The organism is Streptomyces angustmyceticus (genome assembly GCF_040701845.1).
GTDB lineage: Bacteria > Actinomycetota > Actinomycetes > Streptomycetales > Streptomycetaceae > Streptomyces > Streptomyces angustmyceticus_A.
The window spans coordinates 352,801-361,025 of record NZ_JBFBHQ010000007.1 but is presented as its reverse complement, the minus strand read 5'-3'; the positions used below and the strand labels follow the sequence as shown (position 1 = coordinate 361,025).

Genomic DNA, 8,225 nt, shown 5'->3' with positions numbered 1-8,225 from the left:
TGTGTGGGACTGCTTCGCTTTACGTCCCACACACCGGCCCCTCCGGCCCGTCCCCTCCCGTGGGGGAGTTGAGTGAACGTGGGTGGGGGCGGGCCGTAGTCGTGGCCCACCCCCACCTTGTCGTCACGGGGTGACCCGTTTTCGTGTGACCGCGAGGCGCACCGGACCAGCCACGTGCACCCCCACCGGCCTTCTCCCCACCCCCCAACGGGAGGGGACGGGCCGGAGCGGGTGGGTGTCCGGACGTAAAGCGAAGCAGTCCGGACACCCACCCGCGCAGGCCCGTCACCGGCACCCGAACGCCCCGCGCAGCGGCACCGCCCGCCGCAGGCGAAACGGCGAGACAGCCAAAAACGTGGGCGGCAAGCAAAGCGCAGCGGACCGGCCAGGCGCAACGGCGAGCGCACCGCGCAGCGGGCGAAAACCGGCGAGCAACCCCCACGGCGGAAAAGACAAAAACGTGGGAGGCCCACCCAAGCGCAACGGAACCTCACTCCACGACGTGCCGCCCCTCCGGCTGGGCGCTGCACGACGCCCGGAACGTGCAGTGGGTGCAGTGCGTGCCGGTGGTCGGTGTGAACCGCTCCTCCAGTACGCGGCCCGCGGCGGTGGCGAGCAGTTCGCCGACCCACTCTCCCCCCGGCTCCTCCGGGGGGCCTCCCGCCTCCAGCGGCTGCTGCGCCTGTACGGCGGGCAGCGCGTCGCCGCCCTCCTTCTGGGCGGCGCCCAGCCGCAGGTGCACGAGTTCGGCGCCGCCCGGGGCCGGTGTGCGGCCGTCGAAGGCGTCGTCGACGGCGCCCTCGCGGACCGCGAGCTGGTAGACGGCGAGCTGGGGGTGGCGGGCGACCTCGGGGCCGGTCGGCTTCTGCTTGCCGGTCTTGAAGTCGACGACGTACGCGCGGCCCTGCGCGTCCTTGGAGACGTGGTCCATGCTGCCGCGGATGCGGACCTCGTGGGCACCGGCCCGGAGGGTGAGGTCGAAGCCGTGCTCGGTGGCGACGGTGTCCCGGCCGCGGGTCTCGCGTTCCATGACGTGCCAGCGCAGGAAGCGCTCCAGGGCGGCGCGCGCGGATTCCTTTTCCTGGCGTGACTTCCAGGGGGCGTCGAAGGCGAGGGCGTCCCATACGGAGTCGAGGCGCTCCATCAGGACGGTCAGGTCGGCGGGGGTGCGGCCGGAGGCGACCTCGTCGGCGAGCACGTGGACGACGTTGCCGAAGCCCTGGGCGGCGGTGGCGGGGGTGTCCGCCTTGACCTCGCGGCCCAGGAACCACTGGAGGGAGCAGGTGTTGGCGAGCTGGTCGAGGGCGCTGCCGGAGAGGACGACGGGACGGTCCCGGTCGCGGAGCGGGACGGTGCTGTGGGTGGGTTCGTACAGGCCCCACCAGTTGTCGGGGTGCGCGGCCGGTACGAGGGGGTGCTGGTCGTCGTCGTGCAGGGCGGCGAGTTTCGCGAGCCGCTGGGCGGCGGCCTCGCGCAGCGCCGGGGTGGCGGCCGGGTCCACGGTGGTGGCGCGCAGCTCGGCGACGAGCGCGGCCACCGAGAGGGGCCGGCGCGGGCGGCCGGTGACGTCCTGGGGGGCGACGCCCAGTTCGGTCAGGAAACGGGAGGGCTGGTCGCCGTCGTCGGCCGCGGCCTTCACGGCGGTGACGACCAGCCGGTCGCGGGCCCGGGTGGCGGCGACGTAGAACAGCCGGCGTTCCTCGGCGAGCAGGGCGCCCGGGGTGAGCGGCTCGGCCAGGCCGTCGCGGCCGATCCGGTCGGCTTCCAGCAGCGAGCCGCGGCGGCGCAGGTCGGGCCAGAGCCCCTCCTGGACCCCGGCGACGACGACGAGCCGCCATTCCAGGCCCTTGGCGCGGTGCGCGGTCATCAGCCGTACGGCGTCGGGGCGCACGGCGCGCCGGGTGAGGGTGTCGGCGGCGATGTCCTGGGCGTCGAGTTCCTCCAGGAAGTTGAGCGCGCCGCGGCCGCCGGTGCGCTCCTCGGCGCGGGCCGCGGTCTCGAACAGCGCGACGACGGCGTCCAGGTCCCGGTCGGCGTTGCGCCCGGCGGCACCGCCGCGGTGGGCGGCCCGCTCCAGACGCTGCGGCCAGGGGGTGCCGTCCCACAGCTCCCACAGGGCCTGCTCCGCGGTGCCGCCGCCGGCGAGGAGTTCGCGGGCCTTGCGCAGCAGCAGGCCGAGCCGCTGGGCGCCGCGCGCGTAGGCGGGGTCGTGGGCCACCAGGCGCTGGGGTTCGGCGAGCGCTTGGGCGATCAGCTCGTCGGAGGGCCGCGGCAGCGCCTGCCCGGCGGCGCGCTCCTCCTCGCGCAGGGCCCGGCCCAGCCGTCTCAGGTCGGCGGCGTCCATGCCGCCCAGCGGGGAGGTCAGCAGGTCCAGCGCGGTCTCGGCATCGAGCACGGGGCGGGCGGCGCTACCGGGGGCGGCCGCCGCGGACGGGGCGTCACCGGGGACGGGCTCGACGGACGGAGCATCCCCGGGGGCGGGTCCGACGGGCAGGGCGTCACCGGGGGCAGCCGAGCCGGACAAGGCATCACCAGAGGCACCCTCGCCGGGCGAGGCGTCCTCGGGGACGGGCCCGGCGGGCGGAGCATCAACAACGGACGCAGCATCACCCACAGCGCCCCCACCGGCACCGGATTCCCCCTCCCCCGGCCCGGCCCCGCCGGCATCCGGCCGTTCCAGCGCGGCCCGTGCCGCCACCCGCAGTGCCGTCAGCAGCGGGGCGACCGCGGGTTCGTGGCGCAGGGGCAGGTCGTCGCCGTCGATGTCGAGCGGTACGCCGGCGGAGGTCAGGGCGCGGCGTACCGCGGGGAGCGAGCGCCCGCCCGCACGGACGAGGACGGCCATCTCGTGCCAGGGCACGCCGTCTTCGAGGTGGGCGCGGCGCAGGATGTCGGCGATGTTGTCGAGCTCGGTGCCGGGTGTCGGGTACGTGTACACCTCGACGCGGCCGCCGTCCCGTACGGGCACCGGTTCGCGGTGGGCGCGGACCTTCTGGGCGGGCAGGCGGGTGAGCGGCATCCGGTGGGTCAGCAGCCGGGTGGCGGCGAGCAGGGCGGCGCCGGAGCGCCGGGAGGTGCCGAGCACGGCCACGGGGGCGGGGGTGCCGTCACCGCGGCGGAAGGTCTCGGGGAAGTCGAGGATGCCGTTGACGTCGGCGCCCCGGAAGGCGTAGATCGACTGGTCGGGGTCGCCGAAGGCGATGAGCGTGCGTCCCGGGGCGCCCGGCCGGCCCGTCGCTCCGTGGTTGCCGGCGAGCGCGCGCAGCAGCCGTACCTGGGCGGCGTCGGTGTCCTGGTACTCGTCGACGTAGACCGCGTCATAGGCGGTGGCCAGCTGCGCCGCGACGTCGGTGTCCTCGGCGAGCAGCACCGCGCGGTGCACCAGCTCGGCGTAGTCCAGTACCCCCTGGGCGTCCAGGACGTCGAGGTATTCGGCGAGGAAGGCGGCCGCGGCGCTCCAGTCGGGGCGCCCGGTGCGGCGGGCGAAGGCGCCGAGGGCGTCCGGGCCCAGGCCCAGTTCGCGGCTGCGGGCGAGCACCGCGCGGACCTCGTCGGCGAAGCCGCGGGTGGTCAGGCAGGCCCGCAGTTCGTCGGGCCAGCTCACCCGGGCACGGCCGGCGCCGGCCAGTTCCGCCTGCCCTTCGAGGAGCTCGCGGACGACGAGGTCCTGTTCGGGTCCGGACAGCAGCCGTAGGGGGTCGGCGAAGAGGTCGGCGTCCTGGTGGGCGCGGACCAGGGCGTAGCAGAAGGAGTGGAAGGTCGTCGCCTGCGGGATGCCGGATCGTGGTCCGTCCCCGGTGGCGGTCGGTCCGCCGGGCTGTTTTTCCAGGTCGGTCAGCCGGGCCGCGAGCCGGTCGCGGAGTTCGACGGCGGCCTTGCGGCTGAAGGTGAGGACGAGGATCCGCTCGGGGTCGGTGCCGGCCCGCACCCGGCGGGCGACCGACTCCACCAGTGTCGTGGTCTTGCCGGTGCCCGGCCCGGCCAGCACCAGCAGGGGGCCGTGCCGGTGGTCAACCACGGCGCGCTGCGCTGCGTCCAACGCAGGAGGAGTCGCCCGCCCCGGCGGGGTGCGCACCAGCCGGTACGTGCCCGCGGCACCCCGCGGCGCCGCCCGGTGGGGCTGCGCCGTCGGGACGGCCGGGGAGGCCGAGAAGGAGGAACTCACGTGGATCGCCGGTCCTGAGGAGGTGCTGGTCGTGGTGCGGAGGTGGTGCGCGGCGCCGTGGTCCGCCGGCCGGGAGTGGTCCGGCCGTGCGGTGCGCGGCGGGGCCGTCGTCGTGACGGCAGGGCCCGACGCTACGCCAGGTGGTGCCCGTGCCGCAGCGCGTCCCACGGCCCGCCGGGCGCCCGGCCCCACGGCTCGCCGTGCGTCCGGCCCCACGGTCCGCCGCTCGGTGCCGCCGGCCCGGAGGGCGGCCGTCCGGGTCGGCCCGAACCGACGGCTCGGGCACACGGCCCGGGCAGGCCCCGGACGGGAGCCCCTAGTCCTGGCGCCCGTCCCAGCGGGCCCGCCGCATGTCGAGCCGCGGTATGTGGTCGTCGGCGACGTGCGGGGCGGTGCGCAGGGGGGTGCCCTCGTCGCGGTAGTGCGCCAGGGCGCGCAGTTCGCTGCCGGGCAGCAGCCGGCCGTCCGCGCGGACCACGCGCCACCAGGGCACGGCGGCGCCGTAGAGCGCCATGACCCGCCCGACCTGCCGCGGCCCGCCCACCCGTTGCCCGCCACCGCCCTGCGCCGGAAGCCCTTCGGGCTGCTCCTCGTCCTTGAGCCACTCCGCGACGTCCCCGTACGTCATCACCCGGCCCGCCGGGATCAGCTCGGCGACGGCCAGGACGCGTTCCGCGTACTCCGGGTATTCCGGATCTTCCGCGCCTCCCGGACCTTCCGGGTCTTCCGGGTTCGCGGGGAATTCACCCGATGTCTCATCTCCGGTCCCACTCATTCGGTCCATCCTGCCGCACGGCACCGACAATGGGAGCGGACACACGGTCCCGCGCCTCCGGGAGGTCGGTGGCAAGGCGCCGACGGCCCCGTGCGGGGAGGGCGTTCCGCTTCCCGCGCCCCCGAAATGCACCCTGATGCCCCCCTCCACCGGTCGGCCGTGCCACCATCTTCCGGACGGTGACTGGTGATACGAGATCAAGAAGAGACGGCCGAGCAGCAGGGTGCGGCGCCTCCACGGGAGGCGGGCGCCCCTGAAGCGCTGGCCGTCGACGCCGCCGGCCCGGCACACGGACCGGCCGCACGGACCGAGCGGCCGCAGCGGCGGCAGGCGGCACCACAGGGGAAGCACCAACGGAGGCCGGACACGGCCTCCGCTACCGAAAAGGCGAGCACGATCGAGAAGGCCGAACGACCCGGGGCGTCCGAGAGGCCGGAAGGACCCAAGGAGCCCGAGCCAACCGAGCGGCACGAGGAGGAGCCGAACGGCGACGAGCGGAACAGCAAGGAGCCCGAGGAGGGGCAGGACGGGCCGGCCGCGCGCGACGAGCGCGAGGAGCCGGCGTCCGGCGCGCCCCGGGGGCGGCCCCACACGGGCTCGCACCGTTCCGACCTGGGCTCCGGCGAGTACGGCGAGTTCCACGTCGACCGGGTCTCCGGTGACGAGCCGCTGCTGCCCGCCCGGGTGCACCGCCCCGCCGACCTGCTGCGGCTGCTGCTCGGCATCGCGGGGATCGCCCTCGTCCTCGGACTCGCCACGTTCGCCCACGGCACCACCCAGGGCCTGGCGCGGGACATCGGGACCGGCGCGAAGGCGGCGCCGCCGCTGCTGATCAACCTGGCGGGGCTCACCTCCAGCGTCGCGGTGCTGATCGTGCCGGTGGCGTTCGCCGTCGAGCGGCTGATCAAGCGCGACGGGCTGCGGATCGCGGACGGGGTGCTGGCCGCCGTCCTCGCCCACGGGGTGTCGCTGGCCGCCGACCTGTGGGTGGCCGACTCCGCGCCCGTCTCCATCCGGGACGCGCTGACCCAGCCCCTCGAAAACGGCTCGCTCTCCGCTCCGGTGCACAGCTACCTCGCGCCGGTGATCGCCTATATGACGGCGGTGGGCATGTCCCGGCGGCCGCGCTGGCGGGTCGCGATGTGGTGCGTGCTGCTGCTGGACGCCTTCGCGGTGCTGGTGGGGCGCTACACCACACCGTTCGCGATCATCACGACCGTGCTGATCGGCTGGACCGTCGCCTACGGCACCCTCTACGCCGTCGGCTCCCCCAATGTCCGCCCCACCGGCCAGAACCTCCTCGCGGGGCTGCGCCGGGTCGGCTTCCATCCGGTGTCCGCGCTGCGGGCGGAGGACGCCACCCCCACGGAGCACACCGAGCACCCCGACCGGGGCCGCCGCTACCTCGTCACCCTGGAGGACGGTCCGCCGATCGACGTCACCGTCGTGGACCGCGAGCAGCAGGCGCACGGCTTCTTCTACCGGGTGTGGCGCAGGCTCTCGCTGCGCGGCATCAACCAGCGCCGCAGCCTGCAGTCGCTGCGCCAGGCGCTGGAGCAGGAGGCGCTGCTGGCGTACGCGGCCATCGCGGCCGGCGCCCACGCCCCCAAGCTGATCGCCACCTCCGAGCTCGGCCCGGACGCGGTGATGCTGGTCTACGAGCACATCGGCGGCCGCACCTTCGACTCGCTGGCCGACGAGGAGATCACCGACGCGCTGATGCACAGCGCCTGGCGGCAGGTCGAGGCGTTGCAGTCCCGGCGGATCGCGCACCGGCGGCTGGTCGGTGACGCGCTGCTGATGGATCGTTCCGGCAATATCGTCCTGACCGAGCTGCGCGGCGGCGAGATCGCGGCCGGTGATCTCGTGCTGCGGATGGACATCGCCCAGCTGCTGGCCACCTGCGGTCTGCGGGTCGGTGCCGAGCGGGCGGTGGCCGCGGCGGTCGAGGTGCTCGGCCCGGACGCGGTCGCCGACAGCCTGCCGCTGCTGCAGCCGATCGCGCTGAGCCGCACCACCCGCGCGACGCTGCGCCAGCTGGCCCGCGAGCGCTCCAAGCGGGAGCGGGAGGCGGTGCTGGCGGCCTCGCAGGCCGCCAAGGAGGCGCGGGAGGAGCGCGAGGCGGCGGGCCCCAAGGACCGCAAGACGATCCGGGCCGAGCGGCACGCGGAGAAGAACGCCGAGAAGCGGGCTCTGGACGAGGCGTCGGAGGAGGCCCGCGAGGAGGATCTGCTCGCCCAGATCCGCCGGCAGGTGCTGCTGATCCGTCCGACGGCGGTGATCGAACCCGCCAAGCTGGAGCGGCTCAGTCCGCGGATCCTGATCAGCTGGATCGCCGGTGCCTTCGCGGTGTACCTGCTGCTGTCCCAGCTCACCAACTTCAACCTGGGCGACATGGTCGACAAGGCCCGGTGGGAGTGGGTGCTGGTGGCGATGTTCTTCTCGGCGCTGACGTACATCGCGGCGGCGATGAGCCTGTTGGGGTTCGTCACCGAGCGGGTGTCGTTCGTCCGGACGGTCATCGCGCAGATCGCGGGCAACTTCGTGAAGCTGGTGGCGCCCGCGGCGATCGGCGGTGTGGCGCTCAACACCCGCTTCCTGCAGCGGGCCGGGGTCCGGCCCGGGCTGGCGGTGGCCAGCGTCGGCGCGTCCCAGCTGTTCGGCCTGGGCAGCCATGTGCTGCTGCTGCTGGTCTTCGGCTATCTGACCGGCACCCAGGAGCAGACCCCGTCGATCTCGCCGTCCCGTACGGTCATCGCCGGCCTGCTGACGGTGGCCGTGCTGGTGCTGATCGTCACGGCGGTGCCGGCGCTGCGGAAGTTCGTCTCCACCCGGGTGCGGTCGCTGTTCGCGGGGGTCGTCCCGCGGATGCTGGACATCCTGCAGCGGCCCGGGAAGCTGGTCACCGGCATCGGCGGGATGCTGCTGCTGACGGCGGCGAACGTGATGTGCCTGGACGCCTCGATCCGGGCGTTCGGCGGCGGCGACACGATCAGCTACGCGAGCATCGCGGTGGCCTTCCTCGCCGGTAACGCGCTGGGCTCGGCCGCGCCGACGCCGGGCGGTGTGGGCGCCGTCGAGGGCGCGCTGATCGGTGCGCTGACGGTCGCCGGGCTCGCCGGCGACACGGCCTTCCCCGCGGTGCTGCTGTTCCGGCTGATGGTCTTCTGGCTGCCGGTGCTGCCGGGTTGGCTGGCCTTCACCTACCTCACCCGCAAGGGCGAGATCTGAGCGGAGGCCGCCGAGCGCGGCTGCCGGGCGCCGCACGGCATGCGAAAGGCGCCG

3 protein-coding genes are annotated in these 8,225 nt (G+C 74.9%); 1 reads left to right on the top strand and 2 read right to left on the bottom strand.

The genetic code is table 11. From position 1 onward, the window contains the following. Positions 1-490: 490 nt before the first annotated feature. Positions 491-4,165: an ATP-dependent helicase gene (locus tag AB0411_RS19465; protein ID WP_437042587.1), complete on the bottom strand. Its 3,675-nt coding sequence runs from the start codon at positions 4,163-4,165 to the stop codon at positions 491-493. Between the two features lie 316 nt (positions 4,166-4,481). Then, positions 4,482-4,940, bottom strand: a complete 459-nt coding sequence (locus tag AB0411_RS19460) for an MGMT family protein (RefSeq protein WP_366418510.1) — start codon at positions 4,938-4,940, stop codon at positions 4,482-4,484. 186 nt (positions 4,941-5,126) lie between these two features. On the opposite strand from AB0411_RS19460, the gene AB0411_RS19455 reads away from it, so the two are divergent. Continuing rightward, a complete protein-coding gene (locus AB0411_RS19455; RefSeq protein ID WP_403147087.1) occupies positions 5,127-8,171 on the top strand; it encodes a lysylphosphatidylglycerol synthase domain-containing protein in 3,045 nt (1,014 codons plus the stop codon). The last annotated feature ends 54 nt before the right edge of the window (positions 8,172-8,225 follow it).